This window comes from Verrucosispora sp. CNZ293 (assembly GCF_002754655.1).
On the sequence record NZ_PEFR01000001.1, the window covers coordinates 5,408,672 to 5,424,078 of the forward strand.

The 15,407-nt window shown below is 70.8% G+C and carries 16 protein-coding genes; 4 read left to right on the forward strand and 12 right to left on the reverse strand.

The window, feature by feature from the left end; all coding sequences use genetic code 11:
- Positions 1–9 precede the first annotated feature (9 nt).
- Entirely contained in the window at positions 10–747 is a 738-nt protein-coding gene (locus tag CLT74_RS24665) for an alanyl-tRNA editing protein (protein ID WP_099849314.1), read from the forward strand.
- 202 nt (positions 748–949) lie between these two features.
- Positions 950–1,864 (forward strand): SDR family oxidoreductase, encoded by a 915-nt coding sequence (locus CLT74_RS24670; protein WP_099849317.1) that lies wholly within the window; start codon positions 950–952, stop codon positions 1,862–1,864.
- Between the two features lie 138 nt (positions 1,865–2,002).
- Here the strand turns inward: CLT74_RS24670 and CLT74_RS24675 are convergent, their stop codons facing one another.
- Genes CLT74_RS24675 through CLT74_RS24695 form a run of 5 tightly spaced genes read right to left on the reverse strand, consistent with a single transcriptional unit; the run spans position 2,003 to position 6,650 of the window.
- Positions 2,003–3,013, reverse strand: coding sequence for a WYL domain-containing protein (locus CLT74_RS24675; RefSeq protein ID WP_099849319.1), 1,011 nt, complete (start codon positions 3,011–3,013; stop codon positions 2,003–2,005).
- A gap of 6 nt (positions 3,014–3,019) precedes the next feature.
- A complete protein-coding gene (locus tag CLT74_RS24680) occupies positions 3,020–3,670 on the reverse strand; it encodes a response regulator transcription factor (RefSeq protein ID WP_099849326.1) in 651 nt (216 codons plus the stop codon).
- Positions 3,667–4,974, reverse strand: a complete 1,308-nt coding sequence (locus CLT74_RS24685; RefSeq protein ID WP_099849329.1) for a sensor histidine kinase — start codon at positions 4,972–4,974, stop codon at positions 3,667–3,669. Before CLT74_RS24685 ends, CLT74_RS24680 begins: the two co-directional genes overlap by 4 nt.
- A gap of 22 nt (positions 4,975–4,996) precedes the next feature.
- On the reverse strand, positions 4,997–5,731 hold the full coding sequence (locus CLT74_RS24690; RefSeq protein WP_099849331.1) for an ABC transporter permease: 735 nt from the start codon (positions 5,729–5,731) through the stop codon (positions 4,997–4,999).
- Between the two features lie 10 nt (positions 5,732–5,741).
- Positions 5,742–6,650, reverse strand: coding sequence for an ABC transporter ATP-binding protein (locus CLT74_RS24695; RefSeq protein WP_099852834.1), 909 nt, complete (start codon positions 6,648–6,650; stop codon positions 5,742–5,744).
- Positions 6,651–6,780: 130 nt separating this feature from the next.
- On the opposite strand from CLT74_RS24695, the gene CLT74_RS24700 reads away from it, so the two are divergent.
- Together CLT74_RS24700 and CLT74_RS24705 are read left to right on the forward strand one after the other, a co-directional pair.
- A complete protein-coding gene (locus CLT74_RS24700; RefSeq protein ID WP_486582562.1) occupies positions 6,781–7,602 on the forward strand; it encodes an EI24 domain-containing protein in 822 nt (273 codons plus the stop codon).
- Between the two features lies 1 nt (position 7,603).
- Entirely contained in the window at positions 7,604–8,119 is a 516-nt protein-coding gene (locus tag CLT74_RS24705) for an O-acetyl-ADP-ribose deacetylase (RefSeq protein ID WP_099849335.1), read from the forward strand.
- Here CLT74_RS24705 and CLT74_RS24710 read toward each other — a convergent pair.
- The 7 genes from CLT74_RS24710 to CLT74_RS24740 all read right to left on the reverse strand — a co-directional run bounded on the left by CLT74_RS24710 (position 8,116) and on the right by CLT74_RS24740 (position 15,296).
- The gene (locus CLT74_RS24710) at positions 8,116–9,042 is read right to left on the reverse strand and encodes a GNAT family N-acetyltransferase (protein ID WP_099849338.1); all 927 of its coding nucleotides are present in this window, start codon (positions 9,040–9,042) and stop codon (positions 8,116–8,118) included. The genes CLT74_RS24705 and CLT74_RS24710 overlap by 4 nt on opposite strands.
- Positions 9,043–9,095: 53 nt before the next feature.
- The gene (locus tag CLT74_RS24715; RefSeq protein WP_099849340.1) at positions 9,096–9,506 is read right to left on the reverse strand and encodes a RidA family protein; all 411 of its coding nucleotides are present in this window, start codon (positions 9,504–9,506) and stop codon (positions 9,096–9,098) included.
- 56 nt (positions 9,507–9,562) lie between these two features.
- Positions 9,563–10,570: a LacI family DNA-binding transcriptional regulator gene (locus CLT74_RS24720; protein WP_099849342.1), complete on the reverse strand. Its 1,008-nt coding sequence runs from the start codon at positions 10,568–10,570 to the stop codon at positions 9,563–9,565.
- A 19-nt stretch (positions 10,571–10,589) separates the two neighbouring features.
- The gene (locus CLT74_RS24725; RefSeq protein WP_099849345.1) at positions 10,590–11,960 is read right to left on the reverse strand and encodes a GH1 family beta-glucosidase; all 1,371 of its coding nucleotides are present in this window, start codon (positions 11,958–11,960) and stop codon (positions 10,590–10,592) included.
- Entirely contained in the window at positions 11,957–12,790 is an 834-nt protein-coding gene (locus CLT74_RS24730; protein WP_099849347.1) for a carbohydrate ABC transporter permease, read from the reverse strand. Before CLT74_RS24730 ends, CLT74_RS24725 begins: the two co-directional genes overlap by 4 nt.
- Before the next feature lie 76 nt (positions 12,791–12,866).
- Complete coding sequence (locus CLT74_RS24735; RefSeq protein WP_099849351.1) at positions 12,867–13,874, reverse strand: carbohydrate ABC transporter permease; 1,008 nt, start codon at positions 13,872–13,874, stop codon at positions 12,867–12,869.
- 114 nt (positions 13,875–13,988) lie between these two features.
- Positions 13,989–15,296 (reverse strand): extracellular solute-binding protein, encoded by a 1,308-nt coding sequence (locus tag CLT74_RS24740; protein ID WP_099849353.1) that lies wholly within the window; start codon positions 15,294–15,296, stop codon positions 13,989–13,991.
- Between the last annotated feature and the right edge of the window lie 111 nt (positions 15,297–15,407).

Genomic DNA, 15,407 nt, shown 5'->3' on the forward strand with positions numbered 1-15,407 from the left:
TGCCCTGTCATGGGCGTCACACACCACGGCCGTACGCACCGACTCGATCTCGCCGATCCGACCCTGCGGGAGTGGGAGTGCACAGTTCTGCACGCCGACCCGGAGCAGGGCGTGGTGTTGGACCGTTCGGCGTTCTACCCGGGTGGCGGCGGCCAGCCACCGGACCACGGCGTACTGCTGTGGCAGGGGGTGCAGACCCGGATCGTCGGCACCCGCAAGGGCGACGACCTGTGGCTGATCCCGGCCGAGGGTGACCCGCTGCCGCCGGTCGGCACCATGGTCACCGGTGCGGTGGAGGACGAGCGGCGCAGCCGCCTGATGCGTACCCATTCCGGTCTGCACGTGCTCTGCGGCGTGGTGTTCCGCGACTTCGGCGCGCTGGTCACCGGCGGCAACATGGAACCCGGCGAGGCCCGGATGGACTTCAACCTGCCCGAGGTGCCTGCCGACTTCAAGACCCGCATCGAGGAGTTGGTGAACGCCGAGGTGGCGGCGGACCGCTCGGTCGCCACCCGGGTGCTGCCGCGCGAGGAGGCGCTGGCGCTGCCGGACATCATCCGTACCCAGTCGAACCTGATCCCGCCCGACGAGGTGGAGGTCCGCATCGTCGACATCGTGGGGCTGGACGTGCAGGCCGACGGCGGCACCCATGTCGCGTCGACGGCGCAGATCGGCAAGGTGCGGGTGGTCAAGGTGGAGAGCAAGGGACGGGCCAACCGCCGGGTCCGCATCCGCCTCGCCGACTGACACCCGCGCCGAGGCACACCCGTGCTCGGTCACGGGCGTGCTCGGTCACGGAATACGGCGTCTTGGCGTGTCAGGCGCGCGGAGAGGCCCTGGATGCCGGAGGTCGCGGGCGGCGGCTGTCGCGATTTCGCCGGCAGATCACGCAGCGGATCGTCGGGAAATCTGACGCCGGGTGTCAGGTATTGCTGGCAACGTGGCGGGCATGACGACATCGTTGACTGGGCGGGTGGCGCTGGTCGCCGGGGCGACGCGGGGTGCCGGCCGGCAGATCGCCGTGCAACTGGGCGCGGCGGGGGCCACCGTGTACGCGACCGGCCGCAGCAGCCGCGCCGGCCGCTCCGAACTCGACCGCCCGGAGACCATCGAGGAGACCGCCGAACTGGTCACCGCTGCCGGCGGCACCGGCATCGCGGTCCGGACCGACCACCTGGTGCCCGACGAGGTGCGGGCCCTCGTCGAGCGGATCGACGCCGAGCAGGGGCGGCTCGACGTGCTGGTGAACGACGTGTGGGGGGCAGATCCGCTGATCACCTGGGAGAAGCCGGTCTGGGAGCAGCCGCTCGACGCCGGTTTCCGGACGCTGCGGCTGGCGGTCGACACGCATGTGATCACCAGTCACTTCGCGCTGCCGCTGCTGATCCGTCGGCCCGGTGGACTGGTGGTGGAGATCGGGGACGGCACGAAGGCGTACAACGACGACAACTATCGGCTCTCGGTCTTCTACGACCTGGCCAAGACCTCGGTCAACCGGCTCGCCTTCAGCTGGGCGCATGAACTCAAGCCGTACGACGGCACGGCGGTCGCGCTCAGCCCGGGCTGGCTGCGGTCCGAAGCGATGCTTGAGCACTTCGGTGTGACCGAGGCCAACTGGCGCGACGGCGCGGCAAAGGATCCGCACTTCCTCATCTCGGAGACCCCGGCCTTCGTCGGCCGAGCGGTCGCCGCGCTCGCCGCCGACCCGGACCGGGCACGCTGGAGTGGCCAGTCGGTCTCCGCCGGGGCACTGGCAAAGGTGTACGGCTTCACCGACGTCGACGGCAGCCAGCCGGACGCCTTCCGGTACATCAGCGAGGTGGTCGACGCCGGTCGCCCCGCCGACGTCACCGGCTACCGCTGACCGTCGGCCGCCGATCGGTCGGGCACGGCGGCCGGTCGGGCACGCCGATCGGTTTGGGCACGCCGGCCGGTTGGGCACGCCGGTTGGCTGTGCACGCCGGTCGGCGGCGCACCGTCGCTGTCCTCGCTGGTAGGCGGCTCACGGCTGGCCGCCTTCGCCGGCCTGCGGCCGACGATCAGCGGCGTAGTGGGCGGCGGTCCGGGCCGCCGCCTCGGCCAGCCGCGCCCGCAACTCGGGCGGATCGAGCACCTCCACCTCCGGGCCGAGCCCGAGCACCTGGGCGTACGCCACCTCCTCGGACTCGACGGGTAGCCGGATCGTCGACCAGCCCTGTTCGTCGGGCCCGGTCGCGGCGGCGACCGCCTCGTCGTACCCGAAGGGGGTGTCGATCAGGTGCCGGAGCCGGCGCAGGCCGGCGGGGCTCAGCCGGAGCGTCACCTCGGCCCGCAGCATGCTCCGCAGGAACGAGGTGGCCTGTCGTTGCCAGTGGGCGGCCAGGTCGAAGTCCGGCTCCCGGTCGAAGCCCTCCTCGTGCTGTTCGACAGAGGTGACCCGGTCCACCCGGTAGGTGCGGACGTCCTCGCCGACCCGGCCGACGAGATACCAGGTCCCGCTCTTGAGGACCAGGCCGTACGGGCAGACCCGGCGGGTGACCTCGTGCTCCCCGCGCCGGTAGCGCAGTGTCACCACCCGGTCCCGCCAGACCGCGTCGGCCAGTTCGGTGAGCCACGACGGCGGGGCGTTCTGGTGGTGGTACCAGCCGGGCACGTCCAGGTGGAACCGCTGGCCGGTGCGGGCCGGTGCGTCGCGCAGGCTCGGCGGCAGCGCGGCGAGCACCTTGAGCTGCGCCGCCGCCACCGCGTCGGCAAGTCCCATGTCACCGGCCGGGCCGGGCAGCCCGGCGAGGAACAACGCCTCCGCCTCGTCCCGGGTCATCCCGGTCAGCCGGGTCCGGTAGCCGCCGAGCAGCCGGTAGCCACCGGCCCGCCCCCGGTCGGCGTAGACCGGCACCCCGGCGGCGGAGAGCGCCAGCACGTCCCGGTAGACCGTTCGCTCGGAGACCTCCAGCTCACGGGCCAGCTCGGTCGCCGTCATCGCCTCACGGGACTGGAGCAACAGCAGCAGCGACAGCAACCGCGACGCGCGCACCGCCGGTCACCGTCCGCCGGGGGTCAACAAACCCCTGTCGTACGCGACGGCCACGGCGGCAGCCCGGTCGTTGACCCCGAGCTTGGCGTAGACGTGCAGCAGGTGGGTCTTGACCGTGGCCTCGCTGATGAACAGGCGCGCGGCGGCCTCGCGGTTCGACGAGCCACGGGCCACCAGGGTGAGCACCTCCAACTCGCGCTGGCTCAGCGGTTCCTCGGCCGGCTGGCGTGGCGTCCGCAGGCGACCCATCAGCCGGCCGGCCACGCTTGGCGAGAGCACCGACTCGCCCCGGGCGGCGGCCCGTACCGCCCGCACCAGTTCGTCGCGGGGCGCGTCCTTGAGCAGGTAACCGGTGGCGCCGGCCTCGACCGCCGGCAGCACGTCCGCGTCGGTGTCGTACGTGGTGAGCACCAGCACCTTCACCGGGCTGCCGGCCGCGACGAGGTGGCCGATCGCGGTCACCCCGTCCATCCCCGGCATCCGCAGGTCCATCAGCACCACGTCGGGGCGGTGACGGGCGACCATGGTCAGGGCCTCCGCGCCGTCCGCCGCCTCGCCCACCACCTCGAACCCGGGGTCACCGGCGAACATGCCCCGCAGCCCGTCCCGCACCACCGGATGATCGTCGACGATGAGCAGGCGTACCGGGGCGGTCATGCGGCGGCTCCGGGCAGGGCCGGCACCGAGGCCGAGACGGCGGTGCCGGCACCCGGTTCGGACTCGACTGCCAGTTGGCCACCGACCCGGGTCACCCGCTGCCGCATCGCGGTCAGGCCGTAGCTTCCGTCCTGGTCCGGCGTTGCCGACCGGTCGGTCACGTCGAACCCCGAGCCGTCGTCACGGACATCCAGGGTGACCACGTCCGACATGTACGACAGGGTCAGCCCGACCCGCGACGCGGCGGCGTGCCGGGCCACATTGCTCAGCGCCTCCTGCGCGGCCCGCAGCAACGTCACCTCGATCTCCGGGTGCAGCGGCCGGGGCGTCCCAGTCGTGTTGACGTTGGCCGCCACCCCGTGCAGGGCCGACCAGCGCTCCCCCAGCTCGGAGAGCGCGTCGGGAAGGCGGGCCGTCTCCAGGGGCTCGGGGCGCAACGCCCGGACCGACCGGCGGGCTTCGGTGAGGCTCTCCCGGGCCAGCGCCAGGGCATTGTCGACGTGCCGACGCCAGTCGGCCGAGCGGTCGCGGGTCTGCTCGGCCGCCTCCAGTTGGGTGATGATGCCGGTCAGCCCCTGCGCCAGCGTGTCGTGGATCTCCTGTGCCATCCGCTGCCGCTCGTCAAGTACGCCGGCCTCGCGAGCCTGGGTGATGAGCTGGGCGTGCAGCCCTTCGTTCTCCCGTACCGTCTCGGCGAGTTGCTGGTTGGCCGCGGCGAGTTCCGCCACCAGCCGCTTGCGCTTCGCCTCCTCCCGTTCGCCCACGTAGCTCAGCCAGCTCACCGCGCCGGCCACCACCAGGTTGAACAGCACAAGCACCAGCCACAGCGTGAAGTGCGACCACGACCGGGGCAGGCCGCCGCCCTGGGCGGTGGCGACCAGCACGGCGGTGCAGCCCATCCCGACGAACCGCCACCCTCCGCTGAGCAGGGCGAAGGCGTGCAGGAACCCGATCCAGGCGAAGAATCCGTACCACGGGCTCGAACACACCAGGACAGCGGCGAAGGTGAGCAGGCCGACGTAGTAGCCGGCCATCAACCTGCGCCGCTCCTGCCACTGTGGGTGCAGGGTGTGGAACCAGGCGATCCACGCGGCGGATGCGCCGGCGACGACGAGCGTGGGCGCCAGCGGCAGGCCGCCGGGTGCCGGCGCGAAGGTGGCCAACAGCGACCCCACGAGCAGTCCGCAGTACGGCAGCACCCGCTGCAGACGCGCCTCCCGCGCCCGCCAGTCGGCCAGCCGATCGTCGTCGCCGGTCCTGTCTCCGGCGAGGCCGACCGTCCGGTCGCCTTCGCAGCTGGTCATCCCGTCCCCGCTCACCGCTCGTTCACTCCCAGCGGAACAGCTTCGCCGCTGCGGCGCCGGCCGCCACGGCGATGACCGCCATTATCCCCAGGTGCAGCGGGTGCGGTGCGGTGCCGGTCCAGGCGTCGAGCAGTGCCTGGACGCCGGGCGGCGTGTAGGCGCCCACGTCGGCCAGGAAATCGGGCAGCAGGAACCGGGGCAGGTACACCCCACCGAAGAACATGATCAGCATGAACACCGGTACCGCCAGCGCCTGGGCCGACTTGGCGGTGGGCGCGACGGCCGCCACCAGCAGCCCCACCGCGAGCAGCGCAGCCGTACCCAGGACCAGCGCCGCCGCGAACCCCAGCGGATGCTGCGGCAGCGGGGTGCCGAACGCGACCCGGGCGACCACCGCGAGGAGCACCGCGCTGGCCAGGATGCCCACCAGGGCCAGCACGAGCTGGGCGGCCAGCAACGCCAGCGGACTCGCAGGTGTGGTGGCCAGCCGGCGGAGAATGCCGCGCTCCCGGTAGGTGGCCAGCACCGTGGGCAACGCGTTCACCGAGACCATCGCCAGCGTGACCACCAGCAGCGACGGGGTGAAGTACGTGACGAAGGACTTGTTGTCGAGGTCCGGGCTGGGCTCGCGCAGCGTGGGAATCAGCCCGAGCACCACCAGGATCAGGGTGGGCAGGGCGACGGTGAGCACCATTGTCGGGATGTCCCGCAGGTGCAGCTTCGCCTCAGTCTTGAGGATCTGGCCGAAGGCGTGCATTGAGTTCCCCTCAGTCGGCGAGCCGGCGCCCGGTCAGCTCGACGAACGCGTCGTCGAGCGTGGCCTGTTCCAGCCGTAGGTCGGCGGCGATGATCTGGTGGCGGGCGAGCACCGAGGTGACCGCGTGCAGCATGTCGTCGGTGCCTGTCACCACGACCTGGCTGCCGCTGCGGGTCACAGCGGAGACCTGCGGCAGATCGGTCAGCAGCCGGTCGTCGAGTGGTGCGGACGGCCGGAACCGGACGCGCTGCTCGGGTACCACTGCCGAGACCAGTCCGGCCGGGCTGTCCAGGGCCACCACCCGGCCCTTGTCGATCACGGCGAGGCGGTCGCAGAGCCGCTCGGCCTCCTCCATGAAGTGGGTGACCAGCAGGATGGTCACGCCGCGGCCCCGGACCCGCTCGATCAGATCCCAGGTGTCCCGGCGGGCCTGCGGGTCCAACCCGGTGGTCAACTCGTCCAGGATCGCGATCTGCGGGTTACCGACAAGCGCCAGCGCGACGGAGAGGCGCTGCTTCTGGCCGCCGGAGAGCTTGTCGTACGGTGTGTTCCGCTTACTGTCGAGGCCCAGCTCGTCGATGAGTTGCGCCGGGTCGGCGGGGTCGCGGTAGAACGAGGCGTAGAGCTCCAACGCCTCGGCGACCCGGAGCCGGTCGGGCAGTTGGCTCTCCTGAAGCTGCACCCCGACCTGTTGGCGCAGCCGGGCGGCGTCCCGGCGGGGGTCGAGCCCGAGGACCGACACCCCGCCCCCGTCTGGGACGCGCAGCCCGGCGACGCACTCCACAGTGGTGGTCTTGCCGGCGCCGTTCGGTCCGAGTACGCCGAAGATCTCGCCGGCCTCGACGCTGAAGGACACGTCCGCGACCGCCACTGTCCCGCCGTACCGCTTGTGCAGGCTGGCCACCTCGATGACCGGCATGGCCACCGCCTCTCGCCGTCGGGTTCTCGGGTAGGAATCAAGGGTCGCGAACGCAGGCCGGCGGCGAATCGACCGGCTGTAGGTGATCTTCGTCAGCTCCGGTTGATTCCGGCGATCCGTCAACCGGTGGATGCGCCGACGAGTGACTACGCTCCTGGACGTGCACGCATCCGAGATTCCCTCCACCGCCGTGGGCACGGGCCGCCGCTTCGTCAGCGGGGCCACGCTGCTGCTGCGGGGCGTCGGTCTGTACGTACGCAACCCGGGCCTGATGCTGCTCGGCGTCATCCCGGCGCTGCTCTCCGGGGCGATCTTCGTGTCCGCGTACGCTCTGCTGGTCTTCTTCGTCGACGACCTGGCCGCCGCGGCCACCCCGTTCGCCGACGACTGGCCCACGACGGCCCGGAGCATGGCCCGGGTGATCGCCGGCCTGGCCTTCCTCGGCCTCGGCGGCCTGCTCACCGTCCTCACCTTCACCGCTGTCACCCTGGCCGTCGGCGACCCGTTCTACGAGAAGATCTCCGAGCGGGTGGAGCAGCGCTACGGCGGCACGCCGGACGCGATCGAGGTGCCGTTCTGGCCGTCGCTGCGGCGCAGCGCCGCCGACTCGCTCCGTCTTGTCGCCCTGGCCGCGTTGTTCGGCGTGCCGTTGTTCGCCGCCGGGTTCATTCCGCTTGTCGGCCAGACCGTGGTGCCGGTCATCGGTGCGGCGGTGGGCGGTTGGCTGCTCGCCGTGGAACTTGTCGGCGCGCCCTTCTCCCGGCGCGGCAAGCGACTGCCGGACCGCCGCGCGGCGCTCAAAGTGGACCGAGCCACCTCACTCGGCTTCGGAGTCGCGGTCTTCGTGTGCTTCCTGATCCCACTCGGCGCGGTACTGCTGATGCCGGCCGCGGTGGCCGGTGCCACCCTGCTGGCCCGCCGCTCACTCGGCCAACCCATCACGGAGGGCTGACATGGACATCACCCTGGTAGCGGGAGACATCACCGCCGAGCAGGTGGACGTGGTGGTCAACGCGGCGAACTCGTCGTTGCTGGGCGGCGGGGGAGTCGACGGCGCGATCCACCGCCGGGGCGGGCCGGCGATCCTCGCCGAATGCCGCGCGCTACGCGCCTCCCGCTACGGGCGGGGCCTGCCGACCGGGCAGGCGGTCGCCACCACCGCCGGTGACCTGCCGGCCCGGTGGGTGGTGCACACGGTCGGCCCGGTCTGGTCGGACACCGAGGACCGTTCGGCACTGCTGCGCGGCTGCTACGCCAACAGTCTCTCGGTCGCCGACGAGTTGGGCGCGACCACCATCGCCTTTCCGCTGATCTCCGCCGGGGTCTACGGTTGGCCGGTCGAGGACGCCGTTCGTCAGGCCCTGTCGGTGCTGCGCTCGGCGACGCCGACGAACCTCACCGCGGCCCGGCTGGTGTTGTTCGGCACCGACACCCACGCGATCGCCGAACGGGTGTACGCGGAGAGCTAGTGCGGTGGTAGCTCGCGCACGCAGGACCACTGGGTGGCCACCGGCCGGTAGCCGAGCCGGTTGTTGACCGCCAGCATCGCCGCGTTCGCCGCGTCGTTCCCGGTGTAGGCGATCGTGACCCCGCGCGCCGCCGCCCGGTGCAGCGCGGCCAGCTTCACCAACCGAGCCAACCCCCGGCCACGAAAATCCGGCACGGTCGCGGTGTAGTCCGACCACATCCGCTCGCCGTCGCGCTTCACCAGACTTATCGACACCAACTCGCCATCGATCTCGGCGCCCATGCTGGCCTGCCGGTCCAGTCCGACGTTGTCCCAGGTGTCGGCGCACCAGGTGGCATATCCGATGGCGTCGGAGGGCACGTCCCCAGGTTCGTCGACACAGGCCAGCGTGTCGACCCGGTGGACCCGGCGGGGGTCGACCTCGGCCAGCGGGACCAGTCGGACGCCACCGGGGGCCGCCGGCAGCGGCGGTGGTGCGGGCAGTTCCAGGGCCGAGAAGTGCTCCTGCCGGCTCGGGGTGAAGCCGTGCCGGCGGGCGAACGGCAGCGCCTCCGGCAGTGCACGCCCACGGAGCCGGGCCAGGCCGAGCGGAGCGAGATGCTCGATCGCCCTGGCCAGCAGCGCGCCGCCGATTCCGCGTCGCCGCTGGTCGGGGTGCACGTGCAGCAGTGACACCTCGCCGACGGCCGCGCTGGTGTTGGTGTTGCGGGACGCCGACACCCAGCCGACGACCTGGCTGTCGACCTCGGCGACGAAACCGCGCCAGTGCTGTCCGGCTGGTGGCGTCGAGATCAGCTGCCGGGTGGACGCGACCCCGCGGACCAGGAACGGAAACACGAGCGTACGCAGCGCCACCACCGCTGGCGCGTGGTCCGGGTGCGCGGGACGAATCAGCGCGGTTGGCCGCCTTCTGGAGTTCGACATGCGCGGCAGGTTAGCCGTTGTGACTCTCGTACTGCTCCTCCTTCGGGTGGCGGTCAGTGGGCCGGTACGGCGGCGATCGCCTCGACCTCGACGAGTTGGTCGGGGTAGCCGAGCACGGTCACGCCGAGCAGGGTGCTGGGCGGATTGTGGTCGCCGAAGGCGTTCCGTACGACCTGCCAGACCGTGACCAGGTCCGCCTGCCGGGACGACGCCACATAGACCGTGGTCTTGACGACGTCCGTGAGCGCCGCGTCAGCGGCCCGCAGCGCGGTTTCCAGGTTGGCCATCACCTGCCGGGCCTGAGCCGCGTGATCACCAGGTGCGACGGTCCGCCCCGTACTGTCCAGCGGGCAGGCGCCCGCGGTGAAGACCAGCCGGGCGGCCGGTTCCACGGTGGCCAGGTACGCGTACTCGGCGACGTCGGAGAGTGCGGACACGTGCGGCAGCTGTACCGGATTGGACATGCGCGGCAGGCTAACCAGCCGGTCGGGCCGATCGCCACGGGATTAACCGTCGCAGCTCAGGCGGACTCGCGGATGATCAGCTCGGTGGGCAGGATGAGCGCCGGCTCGACCTGTTCCCCGGCGGCGAGGCGGAGCAGCAGTCGGGTGCCCTGCCGGCCCAGTTCCACGATCGGTTGCCGGACGGTGGTCAGCGGCGGATCGGTGTAGGCGGCGGTCTCGATGTCGTCGAAGCCGATCACCGCCACGTCCTCGGGCACCCGCCGCCCGGCCTCCCGCAGCGTACGCAGGGCGGCGTGCGCCATCAGGTCCGACGCGGCGAAGACGGCGTCCAGGTCGGGGTGGGCGGCGAGCAGTTGACGCATCGCCGCGGCCCCGGACTCGCGGGTGAAGTCGCCCACCGCCACCATCTCCGGCAGCCCGGCGGCGAGGACAGTGTCCCGGTAGCCGGCCAGCCTTTCGATGCCGGCGACCATGTCCTGCGGACCGGCGATGGTGGCGATGCGTCGGCGACCGCTGTCGATCAGGTGGCGCACCGCCCGGGTCACCCCGCCGACCTGGTCGACGTCGATGTACGGCACGTCAGCGCCGTCGAGCGGCCGGCCGCTGCACACCACCGGGATGCCAAGCGCGGCCAGCCGGGCGGGCAGCGGATCGGCCCCGTGCAGCGAGGCGAAGAGCACACCGTCGACGTGCCGCCCGGTGGTGTACCGGGCGACCCGCTCATGCCCGGCCGGTGACCCGGCAAGCATCAGCACCAGTTGCTTGTCGGCGGCCTCCAACTCCTGCGCGGCGCCGCGGATGATCCCCGGGAAGACCTGGTCGTCGGAGAAGACCCGGGTGGCCTCCTCCGGCATCACCAGGGCGATCGAGTCGGTCCGCTGGGTGACGAGGGTGCGTGCGGCCAGGTTCGGCACGTACCCCAGCTCGGCGACCGCCAGGCGGACCGCCTCCTGGATCGGCTCGGCGACCGTGGTCGAGCCGTTCACCACCCGGGAGACGGTGGCCCGGGACACCCCGGCCCGTCGTGCCACCGCTTCCAGAGTGGGCCGCTGCGCCCCCGTCATCGGAGAAACCACCACCTCGTCACAGCCCGTTCCGGGAGATCACCTCCTGGTACCACCGGGCGCTGGACTTCGGTGTACGCCGCTGAGTGAGGTAGTCGACGTGCACGATGCCGAATCGCTTACGGTACCCCTCGGCCCACTCGAAGTTGTCAAGCAATGACCATACGAGATAGCCGCGCAGGTCGACGCCCCGGGCGATGGCCTCGTGCGCGGCGCGCAGGTGGCCGTCGAGGTAGGCGATCCGGTCCGAGTCCTGCAGGGGGGTCGCCGGGTCGGCGGTCTTGTCCGGGAAGGCCGCGCCGTTCTCGGTGATCAGCAGCGGCACCGCCGGGTAGTCGGTGGCGATGCGTTCCAGCAGCCGGGTCAGTCCGGCCGGTTCGATCATCCAGCCCATGTCGGTGAGCGGCCCGACAGGTGCCAGGAACTGCACAGCACCCTCGGTACCCGGGTACGCCCCGCCGCCACCGGCACCGTCCGGCCGCCCGGCGACGTAGGTCGGCGCGTAGTAGTTGATCCCCAGCAGGTCGATCGGCGCCGCGATGATTTTCTCGTCGCCATCCTCGATGAAGGTCGGCTCCACGATCCCCGCGACATGCTCCCGGACGTCGTCCGGGTAGCCGCCGACCAGCAGCGGATCGAGAAAGATCCGGTTGTGCAGACCGTCGACCAGGCGTGCGGCCGCGGCGTCGGCGGCGCTGTTCGGGTCGGCGGGGCGTACGTCGGCGGGATTGAGCGTGACCCCGACGCGGCCGGCGCCACCGGCGCGCAGCGCCTGGACGGCCAGGCCGTGGGCGAGCAGCAGGTGATGGACGGCGCTGAAGGCGGCACCCGGGTCCTGCACGCCGGGCGCGTGTACCCCGTTGCCGTAGCCGAGGTACGCCGAGCACCACGGCTCGTTGAGCGTGGTCCAGGTGCCGACCCGGTCGCCCAGGCGGGCGTACATGGCGGAGGCGTAGGTGGCGAAGTGCTCGGCGGTGTCCCGGTTGGTCCACCCGCCCCGATCCTGCAACGTCTGCGGCAGGTCCCAGTGGTACAGCGTGATGATCGGGTCGATGCCCCGGCCCAGCAGGGCATCCGTCAGCCGGTCGTAGAAGTCCAGGCCACGGGGGTTGACCGGGCCGCTGCCGTCGGGCTGGATGCGGGGCCAGGACACCGAGAAGCGGTACGCCTGCAACCCCAGCTCCGCCATCATCGCGACATCGTCGGCGTACCTGTGGTAGTGGTCGCAGGCGACGTCACCGGTGTGGCCGGCGTGCACCTTGCCGGGGGTACGGCTGAAGGTGTCCCAGATCGACTCGCCGCGCCCGTCGTCGCGGGCCGCGCCCTCGATCTGGTACGCCGCGGTGGCCGTACCCCAGAGAAAGTTGTCCGGAAATTTGAACTCAGTCACGCCTTGACCGCACCTTCCATGATCCCGCCGATGATCTGGCGGCCGAACAGGACGAATACCAGCAGCAGGGGCAGCGTGGCGATGGCTGTGCCGGTGAAGACCTGGGACATGTCCTGGTAGTAGCCGTCAGACAGGGCCCGCAACGATAGCTGCACTGTGGGATTCTCCGGGTCGTTGAGCACCGCGTACGGCCAGAGGAAGTCGTTCCAGGTGGTCATGAAGGTGAGCAGACCGAGCACGGCGGCGGCCGGCCGCAGTGCCGGCACCACCACATTCCAGTAGATGCGGGCGGTACCGCAACCATCCACCCGGGCCGCCTCGATCAGCTCGCTGCTGACCGCCTGCCCGGCGTACTGCCGCATCATGAACACCCCGAACCCGGTGACCAGCGCCGGCATGATCACGGCCGGCAGCCGGTCGTTCAGGTTCAGCTTCGTCATCAGCATGTACAGCGGGATGATGCCGAGCTGGGTGGGCACCATCATCGTCGCGATGATGATCATCAGCAGCGCGTTGCTGCCCCGGAAGCGCAGCTTGGCGAAGGCGAACCCGGCCAGGGTGGAGAACAGCACCACCGAGGCGGTGACCACGACGGCGACGATCGCCGAGTTGATCAGGCCGGTCAGGAAGTAGGCGTCGGTGTTGGCGAACAGCCGGGAGATGTTCGCACCCAGGTTGCCGCCGGGAGTCACCGGCGGCGGCAATTGACCCATCGCGTCGCTGGACCGGCTGGCCACCACGAACATCCAGTAGATCGGGAAGACCGACAGCACCCCGGCGGCGACAAGCGCGAAGTACGTGAGCGGGCTCGCCCGCCACAGCCGGCTCATCGCGCCACCTCGCTGCGCTCGGCGTCACGATGAGCCACCGCCGCACTGAGCCGGGTGATTCGCTCGCTGCGCTCGCTCATCGGGAGCCTCCCTTCCGCTTGCCGGTGTCCGGCCGGGCGCCGGTGCCGAGCCGGCGGATGATCAGTACGTTGATCGCCGCGACGATGGCGATCAGGGCGAAGAGCAGCCAGGCGACAGCGGACCCGTAGCCGAAGTTGTAGTAGGGCGCGAAGGCGTTCTCGAACATGTACATGGTCATCGTCTGCGACTCGCGCATCGGCCCGCCGCGGATCGCGTTGGTGCCGGAGTGGAACAGCCGGGGCTCGGTGAACAGTTGGAGCCCGCCGATCGTGGAGATGATGACGCAGAAGATGATCGTCGGCTTGAGCAGCGGCACGGTGATGGTCCAGAACTGTCGGGCCCGGTTCGCGCCGTCGATCGCCGCCGCCTCGTAGAGATCGCGGGGGATGGCCTGCATGGCGGCCAGGAAGATCAGCGCGTTGTAGCCGGTCCAGCGCCAGTCGACCATTGTCGAGATGGCGACCCAGGAGGCGAACCGGTTGGACTTCCACTCGATGCCGTCGACGCCGACCAGGTCGAGCAGCCAGTTGACCATGCCGAACTCGCGACCGAACAGCACCCCGAACACGATCGCCACGGCGGCCGTGGAGGTGACGTTCGGCACCAGCACCGCCATCCGCCAGCCGGTCCGCATGCGGAGCTGCCGGTTGAGCAGGTTCGCCAGCCAGAGCGCGGCGAGCAGTTGCGGGAGGGTGCTGAGGACGAAGATGCCGAGGGTGTTGACCACCGAGTGCCAGAAGTCGCTGTCGACAAGCAGCCGGGTGTAGTTCTCCGCGCCGATGAAGGTGGGATCGCTGCCCAGCAGGTCCCAGTCGTGCAGGGACACCCAGAAGGTGTACGCCAGCGGCCAGGCCCCGAAGATCGCGAAGATCACGAAGAACGGGGCGATGTAGAGGTAGGGCGAGTACTTCGCGTCGATCCGGCTCAGCCGGCCGGCCCGGGACGGGCGGGTGGCACGCGATGCCGGTCTTGCCGGCGGTCGCGCGTCGAGCTGCAACGCCATGACCCGTTGACTCCTTTCCACGCCCCCGCCCCGCGCCGGTCCAGGGTGGATCGCCGTACGCGTCGAGACGCGGCGGACCCTGGACCGGCGGCGGGGATGAGGCCGTCGGGCCGGTTACTTGGCGGCGGCCTTTTTGGCGTTGTTGATCGCGTCCTGCCAGCCCTGCTCGGGGTTGCGCTGCCCCAGCTCGACGGTGCGGACCGCGTTCTCCACCTCGGTGCGGACGGCCTGGTTCTTCGGGCCCATGTAGACCGGCTTCAGCGTCTTCGCGCCCTCACCGAAGATCTTGCCGACCGGTGCGTCGGAGAAGTACGCGTTCGTGGCCTCGGTGATGGCGGGGTCGTCGAGCGCCTGCGGCGAGGACGGCAGCGGACCCTTGGCCTTGAACGCGCCGATGTGGCCCTCGGAGCTGGTCAGGAACTTGGCCAGCTTGACCGCCTCGTCCTGGTGCTTGCTCTGCCGAGGCACGGCCAGGTGCGAGCCGCCCCAGTTGCCGCCGTTGCCCGGCACCCGGGCGATGTCCCACTTCCCCTTGGCCTCCGGCCCGGCGTTGCCCTCGATCACGCCGGTCATCCAGGCGGGGCAGGCGATGGTGGCGAACTTGGCCTGCTTGAAGGCGGAGACCCACTCCTCCGACCAGGAGCCGTACTTGCCCGACAGGCCGGCGTTGATGATGTTCATTGTGGTGTCCCAGGCCTGCTTCACCGCCGGGTTGCTGTCCACCACCAGGTTGTCGCTGGTGTCGTAGTAGTGGTAGCCCTGCGCGTTGCCGGCCGTCTGGAGCACGATCGTGTTGAAGGTGTTGGTGGCCGCGTCCAGGAACGCCGCACCGGTGTTGGCGGCCTTGAACTTCTCGCCGGTGGCGATGTACGCCTCCCACGTCGGCCAGAGTGCGGAGACCTGCTCACGGTCGGTCGGCAGGCCCGCCTTCTCGAACAGGTCGGTGCGGTAGCACATGGCCATGCCGCCCACGTCGGTGCCGAGCCCGATCAGCTTCTGGCCGTCGGCGGTGAGGCCCTGGTTCCACTTCCACTCCAGGAAGTTGCCCTTGAGATCGGCGGCACCGTGGTCGAGCAGGTTCACGAAGTTGTCCGGGTTGGCCTTGTACTCGACCATCAGGCCCTCTTCGATGGCCACCACGTCGCCGGCGCCCTTGCCCGCGGCGAGCCACTGGGTCAGCTTCGGCGAGTACTCGTCGAGGTTGCCGCCGGTGCCCCGCTCGACGATCTTGACGTTCGGGTTGGCGTCCATGTACTGCTGGTAGAGCTGCTCGTAGCCGAACTGCCCGAAGACGTCGACGGTGAGCGTTATCTTGCCGTCCCCGGCGGCCTCGTCGCCGCCGCCGCAGCCGCTGGTGACGAGCAGGACGCCGGTGGCGGCCAGAGCGACCGCCGCGAGGCGGTGACGCGGGAATGTGCCCATTGTCTGATGACCCCTCTCAGGTCGGGGTGGTGGTGGAATAGTTTCTGAGAGCGCTCTCTCGTAGCCTGCGGTCCGCCCCGGACCGGTGTCAAGAGAGCGCTCTCTCGGGAG